The following is a 15,878-nucleotide window of genomic DNA, read 5'->3' on the forward strand; positions in this document are numbered from 1 at the left end:
ATTTCCTTCTAAATTAGAGATATTTCGCTGCAAGTTGCAGAATTTCTTCTTGCGAAGTTTTTGCGGTTTCAACAATGCCCGCCACTTTTCCGTTACTCATTACCAAAATTCGGTCGGTTACGCCTAGAAGCTCTGGCATTTCAGAAGAAATCATAATAATGCCTTTGTCCTTTTTAGCGAGTTCCATAATCAGTTGGTAAATTTCAAATTTTGCCCCAATATCAATGCCGCGTGTTGGTTCATCAAGCATTAAAATTTCAGGCTGAGTGAGCAACCAACGGCCAATAACCACTTTTTGCTGGTTTCCGCCCGAAAGCGATCCGATGGTGGTTTTGTGCGATGGCGTTTTCACGTTCATTGCATCGATCACCCACTGGGTGTCGCTTTTCATTTTTTCGCCACTTAGCAAACCTAGCCGCCCTAAATAAGATTTCATATTTGAAATCAATGAGTTAAATTCAATATTTAGGTTAGCATAAATCCCTGTGGAACGGCGTTCTTCCGTGACCAACGCAAAACCGTTATTAATGGCTTCAAGTGCGGTGCGATTTTTCATTGTTTTTCCGTGCAATTTAATTTCGCCCGTTTTACGTTCACGCACGCCGAAAATGGTTTCCACAATGTCCGTGCGTTTTGCTCCAACAAGTCCTGCGATGCCAAGAATTTCCCCTTTACGAAGCTGGAAGCTGACATCTTGAATAGAAGGTTGGTTCAGTGCCGTTAGGTGTTCCACTTCTAAAATCACTTCTTGTGGCTGGTTGGTTTTTTCAGGGAAACGTTGCGTAAGTTCACGCCCTACCATCATTGCCACAATTTCGTCCATCGTGCTGCCTTTGACTGGCACGGTGTTGATCCATTTGCCATCGCGTAAAATGGTAATTTCATCGCAAATTTTGAAAATTTCGTCCATTTTGTGCGAAATATAAATAATTCCACAACCGCGTTCTTTGAGCTTTTCGATGATTTTAAATAAATGCTCCACTTCTTTTTCAGATAGCGATGAAGTGGGTTCGTCCATAATCACAATTTTTGCGTTATAAGAAAAAGCCTTTGCAATTTCAATCATTTGCATTTGTGAAACAGAGAGATTTGCCACTTTTTCTTTAGGATCAACATCAATATCCAATTCATCAAAAATGGCTTTGGTGTCACGATACATTTTGGCGTGATCGACAAACACACCTTTTAGTGGATAACGTCCAAGCCAAAGGTTATCCATCACATTACGCTGGCGCACAAGATTGAGTTCTTGGTGAACCATTGAAATACCATTTTCAAGTGCTTCTTTTGATGTTTTAAAATTAACTGGTTGATTTAAAAAGAGAATCTCACCTTCGTCTTTAGCATAAATGCCAAATAAGCATTTCAGCAAGGTGGATTTGCCCGCACCGTTTTCCCCCATTAATGCGTGTACTGAGTGAGAACGCACGGTGAGATTTGCCCGGTCTAAAGCTTTAACGCCCGGAAAGGTTTTGCTTACATTGGTCATTGTAAGCAAGACTTCTTGGGTATTTGGTGTGTGTTCTGTCATAGCCAACCCCATAGAAAAGGGGAAGAAAGCCTTCCCCTATATGCCAATAAAATTATTTTAAGAAATCATTTAAGTTGTCTGCGTCAATGCCTACATAAGGAATACGCAATACTTTGTTTTCTAATTTCCAGTTTGTGCCTTCTGCAATTGGTTTACCTTTTGCTAGGTTATCGGCAAATTGCACGATCACTTTACCCTGTGTTACACCATCGTTTAACACTGTACCTGCCATTTCGCCTTTTTTAACTAGCTGTAACACTTCTGGCAAGGCATCTACACCAAAGATTGGTAATTTTTTACCGTGTGCTTTGGTGGCTTCCAACGCGCCCATTGCCATACCATCATTGTTAGAAATAATCACTTCAATTTCGTTGGCTTTCGGGCTTGATAACCACGCATCCATTTTATCTTTGGCTAATGCCGCGTCCCACATTCCGGTGTCGATAAAGAGTTGTTCGGTTTCAATGCCGTTTTTATTCAACTCTTCAATCACATATTTAGTACGCGCTTCCGCATCTGGGTGGCCTGGCTCACCTTTCAATAATACATATTGAATTTTGCCATCTTTATTTAAATCGTAGGCAGGGTTAGCTTTCCAGTGTTTCGCAATTAATTGGCCTTGGATCACGCCAGATTCTTTCGGCTCAGTCCCTACATAATAAGCTTGCTCATAACTACCAATGGCTTTTGCACCAGGATCTTTATTGAAGAAAATCACTGGCACATCTTCTAACTGTGCTTTTTTAATAATGGTTGGTGCAGCCGCTGGATCCACAAGGTTAATCGCAAGGGCTTTCACCCCTTTAGAAATCAGCACATCAACTTGGTCATTTTGCACCGACTGGGCATTTTGCGAATCGTTCATTAACAATTCAATGTCTTTAAATTGTTTGGCTTCTTTGTCAATTTCTTGACGCATTAATGACATAAAGTTGTCATCGTATTTATAAATAGTTACCCCCACACGATTCGCTGCTTGAGCAACAGTACCAGCAAGCCCCAAGGTTAAAGCAAGTGCGGTGATTTTTAATGAGATTTTTTTCATAGGGATAGCTCCTTAATTGTTTAGTGGAAAATTTACCTCTAGCGCAATTAAGCATATAAGAAAATAAACTGTAAGACTGTGATCCCTCTCACATTAATGGAAACGATTACAAAAAAATATTCAAAAATGTGACGGTGATCATAAATTAATCGCAGGGTTCTGTGGAAAATCGTCTGACTAGGGTGGGATTAAATTGGGTATGAATTGGCGTATTAATGCGGTTATCCACCAAACTTAACGCCAGATTTGCAGCATAAGTTGCCATTAAATCAATGGGATAGCGAATGGTAGTGAGCTTAGGAATCAGATAACGAGCAATGGGCATATCATCAAAGCCGATAATGGAAAATTGTTTCGGCACGTTGATATTGTTTTCATTCAGCACCGAAATTGCGCCTGCCGCCATTGTGTCGTTATAGGCCACCACGGCAGTTAGATCAGAATTGTAGCTCAACAAATGGATCATCGCCTGCTCGCCCCCCTCAAAATCCGGTGAGCTGTGCGCAATGCGATGTTCCGCCATCGGCAAATTGTGCTGCGCAAGGGCATTAAGATAGCCTTGAATACGCTCTTTTTCATCATTAATTTTATGATTTGAACCAATATAACCGATGTGCTTATGCCCAAGGCGGATTAAATTTTCCGTAGCAATAAACGTACCTTTGGTGTTATCTAGGCTCACGCAACGATTTTCATAGCCTTGTACCACGCGATTAATCACCACCATTCCCGCAATGCGGCTTAAATATTGGCTAAGTTCTTCATCACTCAAGGCTTTGGTGTGAACCACCAAACAGCTACAACGCTTGCGTAGCAAGGTTTCAATGGCATTACGTTCCTTTTCCGCATTATGATAGCCAATGCCGATCAAAATGCTTTTGTTGTGCTGTTCCGCCACTTTATCCACTGCTTTCACTAAAATCGCAAAGAAAGGATCAGTAACGTCCGTGACCACCACGCCAATGGTGTCAGTGTTTTGCAAGGCAAGGGCTTGCGCATTAGCATTCGGGTGATAGCCCAATTCCTGCACCGCTTTTTGCACTGCAAGGCGTGCCTTTTCACTGGCGGAAGAATGATTATTCAACACGCGCGAAACTGTTGCCACTGAAACGCCCGCTTGTTTTGCTACATCACGAATGGTAATCATCTTCTCCCCTAAAAACGCTGCAAATTTACACCGCACTTATCATATAAAGAATTTTCTGTGATTGAAAACGCTTACTTTAAAAAATGAAAACTACATCACAAAAAAATCACACTTTTTTTCTCAATTTGTGATCTAGTTAATAGTTTATTTTTGGCAATCTGCTATTTTATAGCAGTTTATTTTTGTAACCGCTTTCATATTTTCACTTAAGGAGAACATTATGTCTGAACAATTTGTTGCGGCAGATCATCCACACCGCCGCTATAATCCGCTTATCGATCGCTGGGTATTGGTTTCTCCCCATCGAGCAAAACGTCCATGGCAAGGTCAGCAAGAAAAAAATGAAGAAACGCAAAAACCGAGCTATGATCCAAGCTGTTACCTTTGCCCAAACAATAAGCGCATTACAGGCGAACAAAACCCAGATTACCGCAAACCCTTTGTGTTTAAAAATGATTTTTCCGCCTTGTTAGAACAAACGCCAGCCCCCGCGCCGAGTGATGATCCCCTTTTCCAAACTGCCGCCGCGGAAGGGGAAAGCCGTGTGATTTGCTTTTCACCAGATCACAGCAAAACCTTACCATTACTCACGGTGGAAGAAATTGTTGATGTGATTGACGTATGGCAAGCTCAGCTTAACGAGCTAGGGCAGCGTTATCCTTGGGTGCAAATCTTTGAAAATAAAGGGGCGGCAATGGGCTGTTCCAATCCGCACCCACACGGACAAATCTGGGCAAACAGTTTTCTGCCGAATGAAGTGGCGCAAGAGGATTTAGCGCAACAACGTTACTTTGAAAAACACGGTTCTGTGCTATTGGTGGATTATGTGCAACGTGAATTAGCGCTGAAAGAACGCATTGTGGTGGAAACCAAACACTGGGTTGCCCTTGTACCTTATTGGGCTGTATGGCCTTTTGAAACCTTATTACTGCCAAAAGTTCATATTAAAAATTTCGCCCAGCTCAGCCCTGAACAACAGCAAGATTTGGCGCTTGCCTTGAAGTTGCTCACCACCAAATATGACAACCTGTTTGAAACCTCTTTCCCCTATTCAATGGGCTTTCATTTTGCCCCATTTAATGGCAAAGAAAATGATCATTGGCAACTGCACGCGCATTTTTATCCCCCATTATTACGCTCCGCCACGGTGCGAAAATTTATGGTGGGCTATGAAATGCTAGGCGAAAGCCAGCGCGATCTCACCGCAGAACAAGCGGCAGAACGATTACGTGCCTTAAGCGATATTCATTACAAACTACGCTAGGATCTGTTGATAACTCAAATGCACAATGAATTATCGACAACCACTAAATCGAAGGAGACAACTGATGAACCCACAACAACGAGCAGAACAATTATTTTCCGAAAAATTCCACCGCACTTTTGATCTGCGTGTTTATGCCCCCGGGCGTGTCAATATTATCGGCGAGCATACGGATTACAATGACGGCTTTGTAATGCCTTGCGCGATTAATTACGGCACAGCAGTATGCGGTGCAAAGCGTGATGACAGCCTTTTCCGTGTTTATGCCGCCGATCTTGATGAGTTTGACGAATTTGATCTTGCCAAGCCCATTGAGCCTAATCCCGCCCACAAATGGACAGGCTATGTGCGTGGCGTGGTGAAATTTATTCAAGCGCAATGCCCTGACTTCAAACAAGGGGCTGATTTAGTGATTAGTGGTAACGTCCCACTTTCTGCGGGGTTAAGTTCTTCTGCTTCGCTTGAAGTGGCGGTGGGAAAATTCTGTCAACAGCTCGCACAACTTCCACTCAGCGATACCCAGCTGGCGTTAATTGGACAGCAAGCAGAAAACAAATTCGTAGGCGCGAATTGCGGCAATATGGATCAGCTGATCTCCGCCCTTGGACAAAAAGATCATTTATTAATGATCGATTGCCGCAGCCTTGAAACTCAGCCAACCCCTGTTCCTAATGATGTGGCAGTGATGATTGTCAATTCGCACGTTAAACACGATTTAGTGGCTGGTGAATACAACACACGCCGCGCGCAATGTGAACAAGCGGCAGAATTTTTTGGTGTGAAAGCCTTGCGTGATGTGTCCGTAGAACAATTCGAAAAAATGGAAGAAAAACTCACCGCATTTGATCCTATCGTAGCAAAACGTGCCAGACACGTTGTTAGCGAAAACGCACGCGTGCTTGCCGCAGTGGAAGCCTTAAAACAAGGCGACCTCACGAAACTTGGGCAATTAATGGCACAATCCCACGATTCAATGCGCGATGATTTCGAGATCACCGTGCCACAAATTGATTACTTGGTGGAACTAGCCCAACTTGCCGTGGGTAACACAGGCGGCGCAAGAATGATAGGCGGTGGCTTTGGTGGTTGTATCGTGGTGGTGGCGCCGTTGGATAAGGTGGACGCCGTGCGTAATATCATCGCAGAAAACTATGAAAAACAAACGGGATTAAAAGAAGATTTCTATGTTTGTACCGCCTCAAAAGGGGTCGCCGTATGTTAAGACAATCTCACACAGGGCTTGCGCCAGATGGCAAGCCCTTCAAGCTATTTACCCTAACCAATCAACAAGGAATGTGTATTCAATTAATGGATTGGGGCGCAACTTGGCTTTCTTGCCAAGTACCTGTGAATGGTGGCTTACAAGAAGTGCTATTGGGAGCGCAAGTGCCTGATTATCTAAAACAACAAGCCTATTTAGGTGCAACCGTGGGGCGTTATGCCAACCGTATTGCCAACAGCCGTTTTCGTTTAAATGGCAGAACGGTTTACCTTAACGCCAATCAAGGCAAACACCAACTTCACGGCGGCGAAGGCTTTGATAAACGTCGTTGGCAAGTGGAAAAGTGCGGTGATAATTTTGTCCAATTTTCTCTGTTCTCGCCAGATGGCGATCAAGGTTTTATCGGCAATGTGCAAGTGAAAACCACTTATCGCTTAACGGAACAAAATAGCGTTCACATTGAATTTGAAGCACTAAGTGATGAAGACACACCGCTTAATCTCACCAATCACGCCTATTTTAATTTAGATAATGCACGCCAAGGCGCGGACGTGCGCGGGCATTTTCTGCAACTGAATGCGGACTATTTTTTACCCGTGGACGAACAAGGCATTCCGAATGCGCCACTCAAAGCGGTGCAAGGCTCAAGTTTTGATTTCCGCCAAGAAAAAACGCTCGCACAAGATTTCTTACAGCAAGAACAGCAGCTCACCAAAGGCTATGATCACGCCTTTTTACTCAATGGCACACAACCTTGCGCGGTACTGACTTCCAGCAATCGCCAGCTTACCCTTGCCCTTTCCACCTCACAACCTGCATTACAAGTTTACACAGGGAATTATCTGGCTGGCACGCCAAATCGCCTAGGCTATACTTACCAAGATTATCAAGGCATTGCCCTTGAACCAGAATGTCTGCCAGATACCCCAAATCACCCAGAATGGCAAAAATATGGCGGCATTGGTAAGAAAAATCGGCCTTACAAGCAATGGATAAACTATCAATTCCAGTGCAATTTAAACGCGACATAAAACAAATAAAATAAGCGAATAAAAATTAAAATATTTCTGTACATCTTAATTTTTATTCCTATAATAGCCGCTCCTTAATTAATTTCTCTCTCATTTTTAACCTTAGGAGCTTTTTATGAGTTTTATGAAAGAATTCCGCGAATTTGCAATGCGTGGAAATGTTGTTGATATGGCTGTCGGTGTGGTTATCGGTGGTGCATTTGGTAAAATCGTAAGTTCATTAGTTGCTGATGTAATTATGCCTGTTTTAGGTTTATTCACTGGCGGCGTGGATTTCAAAGATTTACACATCGTGTTAAAACAAGCGGTAGGCGAAACGCCAGCAGTAACTTTAAACTACGGTGTATTCGTACAAAATATCGTTGATTTCGTGATTATTGCGTTCGCAATCTTCTTAGTAATCAAAGGTATCAACAAAATGAAAAAACCAGTTGAAGAAGCACCTGTTGCTCCAGCAGAGCCTTCAAATGAAGAAAAATTATTAACAGAAATTCGCGATTTATTGAAAAAATAATCCGCACTTTCTATTATAATCTCCCTCATCGTAGGGAGATTTTTTTATCTCCACTGTTCCCCATTCTTAATCAAGGAGAAAACAATGAAAGCCATTCCAGATAATGCAGAATTACAGCAAGAAACCGAAGAAATTATTCAACAATTATTAGAAGACGGTAGCGATCCAAACGCGCTTTATATTATTGAGCATCACATTAGTCATTATGATTTTGAAAAATTAGAAAAAATCGCGGTTGATGTATTTAAAGCGGGCTACGAAGTATCTGATGCAGAAGAGTTTCAAGATGAAAATGGCAAGACTTTATTTTCTTTTGATGCCATTAGCGAAATTGAATTAAACGCCAAACTCATTTCCGCCCAACAGCAAGAATTGCTTCCATTGATCAGCAAATTCAACGGCATTTATGATGGTTGGGGAACGTATTTTGAAGATCCTAACGCCACCGATGACGAATATGGCGAAGACGGCGAGTTTTTTGACGATTTTGATGATGAAGACGAACACGCCCCAAGCCACCACTAATCATATCGTTTAATCTTAAAAATAAAGTAAAAAAATCCCTGCACTTGGTTATAAAGTGCGGGGATTTTTTTAGATATTTTCGAACTTATCTCACCTTTTTCCGAATTTCCCACTGATTGTTGATATTCAATAAATAAAGGCTTTTATCTTTTGCCGCATAGCCGCCTTTTACTGCATCTAAAATTAAATTTTCTGGTAAATTCGCTGAGAAAACTTCGGCTTTGCCTTGTTCTTCGGCAAGAATGACATATACCGCAAGGGTTGGGTTTTCAGGATCGGTTAAACGAATATCGGCAATGGAAAAAGGTTGTACGCATTGCTGTTTGAGTTCTGACCAAGTGTAGCCTGCAGAAGGAATGCAGCCTCTTTCATCGCGGTCTGCGCCTACTAAAGGCATTGACGAAGGGGAAGTACAGCCCATTATCAGGGCTGTACTGAGCAAGGATAATGTGATAGGTTTTTTCATCTTAGCGTCTTGGTAAATAGTTTACAGGATCAACGGATTTACCTTTGTAACGAATTTCAAAGTGAAGTTTTACGCTATTTGTGCCAGAGCTGCCCATTTTGGCAATTTGCTGACCTGCGCGTACTTCTTGCTGATCTTTTACTAAAATGCTTTCGTTATGCGCATAGGCACTGAGGAAATCATCATTATGTTTGATGATGATAAGATTTCCGTAACCGCGCAACGCATTTCCAGCATAAACGACACGGCCTGCTGCGGCGGCATTAACTGCTTGACCACGCGAACCGCTGATGTCGATCCCTTTGTTACCACCATCTGAAGTGGAGAAACCTTGCACGATTTTACCATTGGTTGGCCATTGCCACGCCACATTTGATACAGCTGGCGCTTGCGTTTGCACAGGTTTTGCTACAACTGGTGCAGTCGGGGTTACCGTTACAGGCGCTTGTGCGGCTGCTTGTGCTGGTGTGCCAGTATTTGATTTGACTGGGCCAATAATTGAGCCGTCAGAGCCATATTGTGTGCCGTTAGGGCCTGGTGTATAGGTTACCGCAGGCTCAACAGGTTTAGCTGGTTTTTCCGCAGGTTTTGCTGTGCTTGTGGTATTCACTGGCGTTGGCGCTGGTACGGTTTCGTTAGACACTTTCAAAGTTTGTCCCACGCTTAAGGTATAAGGCTCAGACATATTATTCATTGCCGCAAGCTCTTTCACGTCAATGCCGCAAATATAAGCGATTAAGAACATCGTATCGCCTTTGCGTACTTTATAGGTATTCCCTTTATAAAAGCCTTTGTCGATTTTACTGTAATCTGGCGCATTGGTTTCAGGGTTACGCGGAATCTCAAAATTTTGCGAAACCTGTTGTGCTTTGGCTGCTGTGTTAGCTGCAGTTTTTTTAGTGTGTTGAACCACTTGGTTTGCTTGTTGTTGCACCTGATTTGTTTGTCGCTGCACTTGGGCCACCTGCGGTGCTTGCACTTGTGGCGTTTGTACCTGCGGCGCTTGATAAGTTGGTTGCGCCGTTGGTGCAGTCATTGTCGCTGGCATACTTTGTTGTTGAATTTGTGGCTCCCAAGTATTGCCTGCGTTGTTATCTACGGGCTGCATTGTGCCTGGTGGTAATGCGCCATCAGCACTTTCTACAGGCGCTGGTGCGCTCGATGAACAAGCGGATAGCACTGCCACGCTAATAGGTAAAAGTAAAAATGATTTTTTCATTGGAGTTCCTCTATTAATTCATTGATTCTGGCATAGGTTGTTTTTCAATAATCGGTTGCCATTGGGCATCTTCCGTTGCGCCAGTGCCAAGCACAGGCTGCATCATTCCTGGTGGAAGGGCATTTTCATCTTGCTGTTGTGGTTCTGATGAACAAGCCCCTAACAGAGAAAAGCAAGCAAATAAGATTAAAAATTTCTGCATTTTTGACCGCACTTTTATTTGAAAATGAAATAAATGATCACAGCAAGAAGCACCACAGCCCAGCCAATCCATTCAATCGATTGGCGTAATTTATGAGCAAATTTCTCACCGCCCCAAGCGGCTAATTTCGCCACTAAAATAAAGCGTGCCGCACGCGAGATAGCGGAAGTCAGCAAAAATGGCAAAAACGCCATTTGCATCACGCCTGCGCAAATAGTGAAAATTTTATAGGGGATCGGCGAAAATCCGGCAATAAACACCACCAAAATGCCCCATTGTTTAAACCACGACATTGCTGTGTCTAAGTGGCCTTGATAGCCCCATTTTACGATATATTCTTGAATATAATCAAAGGCATAGTAACCCAAACCATACCCCACCACGCCACCGAGCGCGGAAGCAATGGCGGTATAAATTCCCAGCTTTAACGCTTGTTTTGGACGTTTCATTGCCATTGGCACAAGCATTACATCAGTGGGAACGGGGAAAAAAATGGATTCGATAAAGCTGGTAAACATTAACCACGCAGTGGCATAGCGATGTGCCGACCACTGCATCACCTTATCGTACATCGCACCAAATATTTTCAATGGCATACCCTCAATTATTTGCAAAGCGAAATATTATTCACTTTTTAACCAATCTTGTAAAGATTGAAGTGAATGATACGCCGTCATATCCGCCTGAATTGGCGTGATCGAAACATAGCCATTTTTCACTGCGTGAAAATCCGTGCCTTCTTGCTCATTTTCCGCCAAGCCTGCTGGGCCAATCCAATAAATGGTGTCGCCACGGGGATCTTGTTGTTTAATCACTTCCGCTGCCGCAGCGCGATAGCCTAAATGGCAAACTTTGATGCCTTTAATTTCTTCATAAGGCAAATCTGGCACATTAATATTAATGATTTCGCGGCTTTTCAGTAATTGATTATGCAATTTCGGCACAAGTTCGCACACAATGCGTGCAGCAGTTTCATAATGCTGACGCCCATCAAGGGATACCGCAATGGCTGGCAAGCCAAGATGACGGCCTTCAAAGGCAGCGGCAACCGTGCCAGAATACAGCACATCATCACCTAAATTTACCCCAGCGTTAATGCCAGATACCACCAAATCAATTTGTCCTGAAAGAAAACCGTTTAACGCCAAATGCACGCAATCTGCAGGCGTACCATTAATGCAGTAATCCCCATTGTCTAATTTCATTGGGCGTAACGGCTCCACTAAGGTGAGCGAGCTGGACGCCGCGCTGCGATTACGATCAGGCGCAACCACGGTAACTTGTGCGATTTTACGCAATTCTTTGGCAAGGGCTTTGATGCCTTCGGCGTGAATGCCATCATCATTAGAGAGTAAAATATTCATTGTGTTTCCTATTCAATAAGCGTAACTAATTCGCGAACCAACGCGGTGGCATAGCTACCCGCGGGGAGCGAAAAAGACAGTTTTAGCCCTTCGGGTAAAAATGTCCACTGCAAATCTTGCGGGTGCATAATTAAAGGGCGGCGGCTGGGTTTCATTCGTTCTTTTTGCATTAAAGTGAGAATGGCTTGATGCTGCTGCACAACCGCGTTTTCATATTCATTCGCAGGCTGTGGCTCTTCCCCCACCAAAGGGGCGGTGAGAAAAATATCGCGATTTTCTAACCGCACTTTTAATTCATTGCGATCTTCATTTTCATCAACGCTAAACCAACTTTGCGAACCACTTAATTGCATAATATCGCCAAGCAAAACGGTTTGCGAAAGTTGTCGTGAGAGGCGATCGGACACCACCAAATTAAATATTTCACTGCGCGCGGCAGAAAGGTAAAAACTGCGTTTTTTGCGATCTTTCACCTTAATTTCGCCTTGCGCCCAACGCATCGCTTGAGTGAGATTATGCCCATCACGGCCAAAACGTTGCTCAGTAAAATAATTAGGAAAACCAAAATTTGCTAAATTTTCTAACCGCACTTTGAGATCCTCTGTTTCTTTCGCATCACGCAATAAAATCTCAAAATGATTGCCGTCTAGGCTGCCTGTACGAATTTTGCGGTTATGCCGTGTTACGTTGAGCATTTCCACCCCCTCTAGCTGAAACTGGCTGAAATCAGGGGTGGGCTGGCCAGCCATATGTAAGCAGAACCACTGTTCAGTAACCGCCTTGCGATCTTTTAATCCAGCATAACTCATATTACGCGCTGGAACGCCCGCAAACTCCGCTAACTTTTCGCCAACAAACAGTGTGTTGGCATCGGTTTTTCGCACATAAAGGGCAACAAACTCCCCTTCGCCCGCCATTTCGTAGCCTAATTCTTCTTTGACAATAAAATCCGCGCATTCGGCTTTTAAACGTGCTTGCTGTGTAGGTTGTGATTGTAAAAAGGCTAATTCTTGCATTGTTTTTTCTTGCATTTTAGGCCTTCACCAAAAGCGCTACCGCTTCACAAGCGATCCCTTCGCCGCGCCCAGTAAAACCGAGCTTTTCGCTCGTGGTGGCTTTCACGTTCACCTGTTCCACATCGCAATCTAACACCTGCGCAATGGCAGCTCGCATATTATCAATATGCGGACGCATTTTCGGCGCTTGCGCAATAATGGTTACGTCCACATTGCCGATTTTATAGCCCTTGCCTTGCACTTGACAATAAGCCTCTTGCAGCAAGCCCTTGCTGTCCGCCCCTTTATATTGCGGATCGGTGTCTGGGAATAATTTACCAATATCCCCCAACGCCACCGCACCTAACAAGGCATCAGTTAGAGCGTGCAACGCCACATCGCCATCACTATGCGCCAGCAAACCTTTCTCATAAGGCACTGCCACCCCGCCAATCACAATCGGCCCTTCACCGCCAAAGGCGTGTACATCAAACCCATGCCCAATTCGTATCATATTCTTTCCTAATCGCTGATCAAAAATAGTGCAAGATTATAGCATCACAAGCTCTATTCAAAAATGGATAATTTAAGTGCGGTGGGATTTTTGTGAGTTTTTGACCGCACTTTTATTTGCTTGTGATATTTACTTCTTAGAAAAATCCGTTACTGTATAACGCTAACCTTGCTGTATGGAGAAATCAATGAAACACCTCCCCCTTATTCCCGGTTTATTATTAACTGTTTTAATTAGTGTGCTGGCGAGCTGGGTTGCGCAAACTCAGTTGGCGGTGCAGTGGCATATTAGTGCCTTGACCTTAGCCATTGTGTTGGGGATTTTGGGCGGTAATACCTTTTATCCTTATATTGAACCGCAAATGAAAGCTGGCGTGTTGTTTGCGAAAGGAATTTTACTGCGTTGCGGTATTGTGCTGTTTGGCTTTCGTTTAACCTTTCAGGATATTAGCCAAGTGGGATTAAGTGCGCTGTTTGCTGATGCTACCGTGCTGATTTTAACCTTTTTACTTACTTGTTGGGTGGGCATAAAATGGCTGAAGATCGATCGTCAAATCGTACAGCTCACCGCGGCAGGTTGTAGCATTTGTGGGGCAGCGGCGATTATGGCGACAGAGCCGATCGTAAAAGCGCCATCTTATAAAGTTTCTGTGGCAGTGGCATTGATCGTGATTTTCGGCACGCTGAGTATGTTTCTTTACCCTGTGTTGTACCCTTATTTGCAAGCCTATTTGCCTGATCAGGCGTTTGGTATTTATATTGGTTCGACAATTCACGAAGTAGCGCAAGTATATGCAGCTGGCGCGAATATTGGATCACAAGTGGCGGATACTGCGGTGATTTCTAAAATGTTGCGCGTGATGATGCTCGCACCGCTTTTACTTGCGTTGTCCTATTTTTTACGCAAAGAAAGCGGGGAGCAACAAGGCAAAATTGTAATTCCTTATTTTGCGTTATTATTTATTGGCGTAGCAATTTTTAATTCTTTCAATGTATTACCGCAAGCCGTGGTGAGTTTTTTGGTTCAGCTTGATAGTATTTTATTGATGATGGTAATGGCGGCATTAGGACTTACCACCAATATTAACTCTCTCAAACAAGCAGGAACAAAACCGCTATTATTAGGTGTGATCATTTGGATTTGGTTAATTGTCGGGGGATTGGCCATTAACTTGTTATTTGCACAAATTTAATTTATGAGCATAAAAATAAGGCGTTTAAAAAACGCCTTATTTTGATCTGCCCCCAAAAAGTTAGACTATATTCTAATTTAATTCAAGGACTGAGTTCTGTATTCCACAGGGCTTAGTCCTTTGAGCTTCACTTGAATACGCTCATTGTTGTAGTAATGAATGTACTCGTGAATCACTTTTTCAAGCTGTTCAAAGGTTTTAAACCGCTTGCCAAAGTAACATTCCGTCTTCAATCGCCCGAAAAAGCTTTCCATCGCACCATTATCAAGGCAATTGCCTTTTCTCGACATACTTTGCGTAATACCGTGTTTTTTCAATATCTCTCGATAACCCATCATTTGATACTGCCATCCTTGGTCGGAATGCAGTATCGGTTTTTCCCCGCTAATCGGTTCACCGCCTGGGTCAACATTCTGGTTATCTGCTCAAAATTCGGACTTCTCGCCACATCATAAGCAATAATTTCGTTATTAAACAAGTCTTTAATCGGCGATAAATACACTTTGCCTTCCGCACATTTGAACTCGGTGATATCCGTTACCCACTTCTCATTCGGCATCGTTGCCGTAAAATCCCGTTGCAACAGATTATCGGCAATGTGTCCCACTTTGCCTTGGTAAGAACGATATTTTTTCTGCTTACTTTTTCCTTTTAACCCCAAACGTTGCATTATCGCTAGCACCCTTTTGTGGTTGATAATCAAGTATTTCCTTAATTCCAAGGTAATTCGACGATAACCATAATTTTCGTCATTTTTGCGATAAATTTCCTCTATTTTCTGTGAAATCACTACATTTTTATCTGCCTTTGGCTTGAGATGATAAAAGAACGAACTGCGTGCCAATCCGATTAGCCTGAGTAACAATTCCAACGGGAAACGCGAGCGTAAGGCATTTACGATGACGGCTTTTTCTGCATTTTTTGTTGGTTGAGTTCCTGCAACTTTTTTAGCATTGCATTCTCCGCTTCTAATTCCAAAATTCGGTAACGCAAGCGTTCTTCTTCTGTTTTGGGCGTTGGTGGCATTTTAGGCGAGTTGAGTTTCATACTTGGACGACCTTTAGGTTTGAGTAATAACCCATCTATACCTTGTTTTTCAAAGCGTTGCAACCATTGACTAATTATCCCTGAACTGGGGATATCAAAGCGAAAGCAGGCGGCTTCAGCGGAGCACTGGCCTTTTTTGATAGCTTGAATAACCTTTAATTTAAACTCAACAGAATAATATCGTTTTTTACCTAACACAGCTAATCCATTGATTCCATTATGATTAAATTTCGCAATCCAACGTGCTAACGTTCTTTGAGGAAGCTGAAAATACTGGCGAGTAAGCGAACGGTTTTTTCCATTTTGATGATAAAAGTCGAGCACTTGTTGTTTGAAACGTTGAGTATATTTAGTCATAAAAAATCTGCACCTTAATCAGTTGGTTGTTTAGTCCAACTTTTGGGGTGCAGATCAAATCACCGCACTTTTTTACCTCATCATTTCCCTTTCTTTCTACTCTAATGGATTTCAACCATTGCGTTTATCAAGCCAAACAGAGATAACAATGGACGCAAACAGGCGGCGTATTTAGCATTTTCTCTTTGATTAGAAAAGTGCGGTATATTTTTGAGCTTTTTATTTAGCCTAGATCTTTGGCGA

General features: G+C 43.0%; 16 protein-coding genes and 1 pseudogene. 6 read left to right on the top strand and 11 right to left on the bottom strand.

Annotated elements, in window-relative coordinates; all coding sequences use genetic code 11:
• Positions 1 to 13: 13 nt before the first annotated feature.
• From mglA to L5B76_RS09195, 3 genes are all read right to left on the bottom strand, one after another.
• Positions 14 to 1,531, bottom strand: coding sequence for a galactose/methyl galactoside ABC transporter ATP-binding protein MglA (gene mglA / locus L5B76_RS09185; protein WP_115249000.1), 1,518 nt, complete (start codon positions 1,529 to 1,531; stop codon positions 14 to 16).
• 52 nt (positions 1,532 to 1,583) lie between these two features.
• Positions 1,584 to 2,576, bottom strand: coding sequence for a galactose/glucose ABC transporter substrate-binding protein MglB (gene mglB, locus L5B76_RS09190; protein WP_115248999.1), 993 nt, complete (start codon positions 2,574 to 2,576; stop codon positions 1,584 to 1,586).
• A 145-nt stretch (positions 2,577 to 2,721) separates the two neighbouring features.
• A complete protein-coding gene (locus tag L5B76_RS09195; RefSeq protein WP_265755172.1) occupies positions 2,722 to 3,723 on the bottom strand; it encodes a substrate-binding domain-containing protein in 1,002 nt (333 codons plus the stop codon).
• Positions 3,724 to 3,943: 220 nt separating this feature from the next.
• Here L5B76_RS09195 and galT point away from each other — a divergent pair, with 220 nt between their 5' ends.
• The 5 genes from galT to rraB all read left to right on the top strand — a co-directional run bounded on the left by galT (position 3,944) and on the right by rraB (position 8,279).
• Positions 3,944 to 4,987, top strand: a complete 1,044-nt coding sequence (galT, locus tag L5B76_RS09200; protein WP_265755173.1) for a galactose-1-phosphate uridylyltransferase — start codon at positions 3,944 to 3,946, stop codon at positions 4,985 to 4,987.
• A 64-nt stretch (positions 4,988 to 5,051) separates the two neighbouring features.
• Complete coding sequence (galK, locus tag L5B76_RS09205) at positions 5,052 to 6,209, top strand: galactokinase (RefSeq protein ID WP_265755174.1); 1,158 nt, start codon at positions 5,052 to 5,054, stop codon at positions 6,207 to 6,209.
• Complete coding sequence (galM, locus tag L5B76_RS09210; protein WP_265755175.1) at positions 6,203 to 7,240, top strand: galactose-1-epimerase; 1,038 nt, start codon at positions 6,203 to 6,205, stop codon at positions 7,238 to 7,240. The genes galK and galM overlap by 7 nt, the downstream gene beginning before the upstream one ends.
• A gap of 115 nt (positions 7,241 to 7,355) precedes the next feature.
• Positions 7,356 to 7,754 carry a large-conductance mechanosensitive channel protein MscL gene (mscL, locus tag L5B76_RS09215; RefSeq protein WP_265755176.1) on the top strand — a complete coding sequence of 133 codons (399 nt, stop codon included), beginning with the start codon at positions 7,356 to 7,358 and terminating at the stop codon, positions 7,752 to 7,754.
• An 84-nt stretch (positions 7,755 to 7,838) separates the two neighbouring features.
• On the top strand, positions 7,839 to 8,279 hold the full coding sequence (gene rraB / locus L5B76_RS09220; RefSeq protein WP_268738889.1) for a ribonuclease E inhibitor RraB: 441 nt from the start codon (positions 7,839 to 7,841) through the stop codon (positions 8,277 to 8,279).
• A gap of 85 nt (positions 8,280 to 8,364) precedes the next feature.
• Here the strand turns inward: rraB and L5B76_RS09225 are convergent, their stop codons facing one another.
• Genes L5B76_RS09225 through ispF form a run of 7 tightly spaced genes read right to left on the bottom strand, consistent with a single transcriptional unit; the run spans position 8,365 to position 13,039 of the window.
• Positions 8,365 to 8,745 carry a hypothetical protein gene (locus tag L5B76_RS09225; RefSeq protein WP_265755177.1) on the bottom strand — a complete coding sequence of 127 codons (381 nt, stop codon included), beginning with the start codon at positions 8,743 to 8,745 and terminating at the stop codon, positions 8,365 to 8,367.
• A 1-nt stretch (position 8,746) separates the two neighbouring features.
• On the bottom strand, positions 8,747 to 9,964 hold the full coding sequence (nlpD, locus tag L5B76_RS09230; RefSeq protein WP_265755178.1) for a murein hydrolase activator NlpD: 1,218 nt from the start codon (positions 9,962 to 9,964) through the stop codon (positions 8,747 to 8,749).
• Between the two features lie 13 nt (positions 9,965 to 9,977).
• Positions 9,978 to 10,166: a hypothetical protein gene (locus L5B76_RS09235; RefSeq protein ID WP_103854175.1), complete on the bottom strand. Its 189-nt coding sequence runs from the start codon at positions 10,164 to 10,166 to the stop codon at positions 9,978 to 9,980.
• A gap of 14 nt (positions 10,167 to 10,180) precedes the next feature.
• On the bottom strand, positions 10,181 to 10,756 hold the full coding sequence (locus L5B76_RS09240) for a YqaA family protein (RefSeq protein WP_265755179.1): 576 nt from the start codon (positions 10,754 to 10,756) through the stop codon (positions 10,181 to 10,183).
• Between the two features lie 33 nt (positions 10,757 to 10,789).
• Positions 10,790 to 11,530, bottom strand: coding sequence for a 5'/3'-nucleotidase SurE (gene surE, locus L5B76_RS09245; RefSeq protein WP_265755180.1), 741 nt, complete (start codon positions 11,528 to 11,530; stop codon positions 10,790 to 10,792).
• Between the two features lie 8 nt (positions 11,531 to 11,538).
• Positions 11,539 to 12,546, bottom strand: coding sequence for a tRNA pseudouridine(13) synthase TruD (gene truD, locus L5B76_RS09250; RefSeq protein ID WP_265755551.1), 1,008 nt, complete (start codon positions 12,544 to 12,546; stop codon positions 11,539 to 11,541).
• A gap of 16 nt (positions 12,547 to 12,562) precedes the next feature.
• Complete coding sequence (gene ispF / locus L5B76_RS09255; protein WP_265755181.1) at positions 12,563 to 13,039, bottom strand: 2-C-methyl-D-erythritol 2,4-cyclodiphosphate synthase; 477 nt, start codon at positions 13,037 to 13,039, stop codon at positions 12,563 to 12,565.
• A 187-nt stretch (positions 13,040 to 13,226) separates the two neighbouring features.
• On the opposite strand from ispF, the gene L5B76_RS09260 reads away from it, so the two are divergent.
• Positions 13,227 to 14,231, top strand: coding sequence for a YeiH family putative sulfate export transporter (locus L5B76_RS09260; protein ID WP_265755182.1), 1,005 nt, complete (start codon positions 13,227 to 13,229; stop codon positions 14,229 to 14,231).
• Between the two features lie 77 nt (positions 14,232 to 14,308).
• Here the strand turns inward: L5B76_RS09260 and L5B76_RS09265 are convergent.
• Positions 14,309 to 15,635, bottom strand: a pseudogene (locus L5B76_RS09265) (IS3 family transposase).
• Positions 15,636 to 15,878: the final 243 nt, after the last annotated feature.

It is taken from the genome of Avibacterium sp. 21-594, assembly GCF_026226815.1.
GTDB classification, from domain to species: domain Bacteria; phylum Pseudomonadota; class Gammaproteobacteria; order Enterobacterales; family Pasteurellaceae; genus Avibacterium; species Avibacterium avium.